The 2,708-nt window shown below is 73.4% G+C and carries 6 protein-coding genes; all 6 read left to right on the top strand.

The genetic code is table 11. From position 1 onward, the window contains the following. Positions 1–44 precede the first annotated feature (44 nt). The 6 genes from U9979_RS24070 to U9979_RS24045 all read left to right on the top strand — a co-directional run bounded on the left by U9979_RS24070 (position 45) and on the right by U9979_RS24045 (position 2,617). Positions 45–335: a hypothetical protein gene (locus U9979_RS24070; RefSeq protein ID WP_322781077.1), complete on the top strand. Its 291-nt coding sequence runs from the start codon at positions 45–47 to the stop codon at positions 333–335. A gap of 2 nt (positions 336–337) precedes the next feature. Beyond that, a complete protein-coding gene (locus U9979_RS24065) occupies positions 338–589 on the top strand; it encodes a WhiB family transcriptional regulator (RefSeq protein ID WP_322781080.1) in 252 nt (83 codons plus the stop codon). Positions 590–881: 292 nt separating this feature from the next. Continuing rightward, positions 882–1,556 (top strand): hypothetical protein, encoded by a 675-nt coding sequence (locus tag U9979_RS24060; RefSeq protein WP_322781076.1) that lies wholly within the window; start codon positions 882–884, stop codon positions 1,554–1,556. Then, positions 1,553–1,747: a hypothetical protein gene (locus U9979_RS24055; RefSeq protein ID WP_322781075.1), complete on the top strand. Its 195-nt coding sequence runs from the start codon at positions 1,553–1,555 to the stop codon at positions 1,745–1,747. Before U9979_RS24060 ends, U9979_RS24055 begins: the two co-directional genes overlap by 4 nt. A 106-nt stretch (positions 1,748–1,853) precedes the next feature. Further along, positions 1,854–2,390: a hypothetical protein gene (locus tag U9979_RS24050; RefSeq protein WP_322781074.1), complete on the top strand. Its 537-nt coding sequence runs from the start codon at positions 1,854–1,856 to the stop codon at positions 2,388–2,390. Further along, on the top strand, positions 2,390–2,617 hold the full coding sequence (locus U9979_RS24045) for a hypothetical protein (RefSeq protein ID WP_322781073.1): 228 nt from the start codon (positions 2,390–2,392) through the stop codon (positions 2,615–2,617). Before U9979_RS24050 ends, U9979_RS24045 begins: the two co-directional genes overlap by 1 nt. Positions 2,618–2,708 lie beyond the last annotated feature (91 nt).

The raw sequence follows: 2,708 nt of genomic DNA, 5'->3' as shown, positions 1-2,708 counted from the left end.
CACGACGCCGACCACGCCCGTCGCCTTGCCGAGGAGGCGGACCGATGACCGTCATTCCCCTGACCGCTCCCGGGTCCGCGCCCAACCGGCCGGCCGTGGCGGACACCGACCTGCACGGACAGGACCGGTTCGTCGCCGTGCTCGCCGGCGCCGGCCAGATGCACGCGGTCGGCCCGTTCGACGACCGGGACGAGGCGGCCGCTGCCGGCGACACTCTCGCCGAAGGCCACCCCGACACCCGGATGCACGCGGTGATCGAGCTCGTTGACGTCACCACCGCCGACCTGCTCCTGACCCTGACCAGCGACCTCCGTGCCCTGGGTGGTGCGGCATGAGCGTGGACTGGCGGCAGCGGGCGGCCTGCCGGAATACGAACCCGGACCTGTTCTTCCCCGTCGGCACCTCCGGCGACACCGTGGAACGTCAGGTTGCGGCGGCCAAGGCGCTGTGCGCCCGGTGCCTGGTCCGATGTGCCTGCCTGGGCTGGGCGCTGGACACCGGGCAGGACGCCGGTATCTGGGGCGGCCTGGACGAAGACGAACGTCGGACGCTGCGGCGCCCGGCCCGTACCCCGGTGCGCACGTCATGACGGCCCTGCCGTACGGGGAGTCCCCGACTGGCGGGTATTGCGAGACGTCGCGGCTGTCGTCCAGCGACGCCGAGCGGCAGTGCCAGGAGCACGCCCGTATCCACGGCGGCACCCGGCGTGGGGGTAAGGCGTCATGACGAAGCCTGACCTGGGTTCGGAGACCGTCACGCGGTGGCTGCAAGGCGCCGACCAGTTCAGCCACGGGATATGCCGATCATGCGGACATCCCCGGACTGGCCATTCACTGGCCGGATGTGCGCGCACAGTCCAGTCCCGACAGTGCCCATGTCGTGTGCGTACCGCTATCGCCCCGCACTGCAACATCTGCGGCGACCCGGTCGAGGGTGAGGTCTACGACTGCGGCGTCGGACCGGAGCATCTGGACTGCCATCACGACGACCCGGAGCACGACGCGGACGCGGACGCCCCGCCGGTACCGCCTGCTGTCGCCGGGAGTACGCCCGGCAGTGACCCGCACACGCTGACCTGCACCGTGTGCGGCAGTCAGTACGGGGAGTCCCCGACGGTGCCCGCGGCCGCTGCGTTCGACGGCGATGATGGACGGCTGGCCGGTCAGGCCGACCAGTTGCGGACCGCCGCCGCCCTGGTCGAGGCGGCCGGGGCCGATGTGTACCTGTACATCACCCTGCACCCCCACGCCACGACGTCGATCGGCGCGCAGGTGACGTCCCCGTACGGCGGGGGGCTGTCCGCCCGGGAACGCGGACACATCGAGATCGCCGGCATGGGGGTCCTCGCCGAGCTGCTGGGCGCCCCGGTCACCGTCGCCATCCACCCGACGACCGACGAACCGCTGCGGCTGTCGTGCACCGGCCGTTTCCACGGCCAGCCGGTCAAGGCCTACACCCACGTTCCGGACGACCCCGACCTGATCGCCGCCGCCCGGCGGCTCGCCGCCGACTCCGCCCCCGTCGGGCCGGATGTGGCTGCCGGGGCGGCGCGGTGAGCGCCGCTGGGCTGGTGTGCGGGGTGTGTGGGCTGACCGGGGGGCCGTTCGCGAGCCGGGCCGAGGCGGCCGCGCACGCGACGACCCATGACGGGCTGCACCACCGCGGCATGCCCACGATCACCGTCACCCCCGGCGCGACCGAGACCGCCGGGCCGGGTGCCGGCCGGGGCCGACGCAAACGCCGGTAACCCCTGTGTACCCGCCGGGGGCTGGTGTCCTGCGGGCCGTCCGCCGCGGAACACCGCCCCCGGCCCCTCATCCCCTGTGCTTGTGCTGTGCAAGGAAAGGATTCGTGTGAACGCCATCAAGGCAGCCGCCGTCCCGCCCGCCGTGGGCAGCAGCCCGCGCGAGGTGAGATCCCTGCCCGCCGTTCCCGGCGGCCGTGCCGTCGACGGCCAGGAGCGGTTTGCCGCCGCCCTCGCCGACTATCTGACCGCGGTCGCCGACCACTGGGCCACGGTCACCACCACCGCGGACCGCACCGGCAACCAGCGGCTGCGTGGATACGCCGCCGCGGTGGAAGCCGAGGCCGACGTGCGGGCTGCGTGGGCGCAGGCGATCGCCACCGACGCGCCCCGCGACGAACTGGCCAGCATCTTCGGGCTACTGGCCCGGGTGGTCGCTAGGCAGATCGCCGCCTACTACCAGGCGGGGCAGCCCGACCGCCCCCACGATCTGATCATCACCGGGGTTGCGTTGACCCGGACGGCCCGGGCCGCCCGGCGCAGCGTCCGCCTCACCCCGCCCGGTCGGACCCGGACCGGGCGCGCCGGTTCCGCCGTCCGTCTCCCGGTCCTGGGCCGGGCCGTGCGTGTCGAGGCGGTGGCGTGATGGGCACCGCCGGCCCGGAACACGCCGGATGTCACGACGACGACGTCGACCACGACACGGACCACGACAGGCCGGTCTGTGCTCTCTGCGGTGACCGGATCGAGGGTCTGGTCTTTGACTGCGGGTCCGGCCCGGAGCACATCGACTGCCACTACGGCGACGACGACCCCGACCCGCACGACCTGCATCCGGCGGCCTCCGGCGTTCCCGACGGGGTAACCCGATGATCCGGCTCATCCTCGCGGTCCTGGTCCCGGTGGTGGCCGGCCTGGGGCGGGTGACCGCGTCGGTGCTGGTCGGGGGGATCGCCGCCGTCAG

This window comes from Protofrankia sp. Cas4, assembly GCF_963555915.1.
In the GTDB taxonomy this organism is placed as follows: Bacteria; Actinomycetota; Actinomycetes; order Frankiales; family Frankiaceae; genus Protofrankia.
Note: the sequence above shows the minus strand (reverse complement) of the source record. Positions and strands in the feature narration are given on the sequence as shown.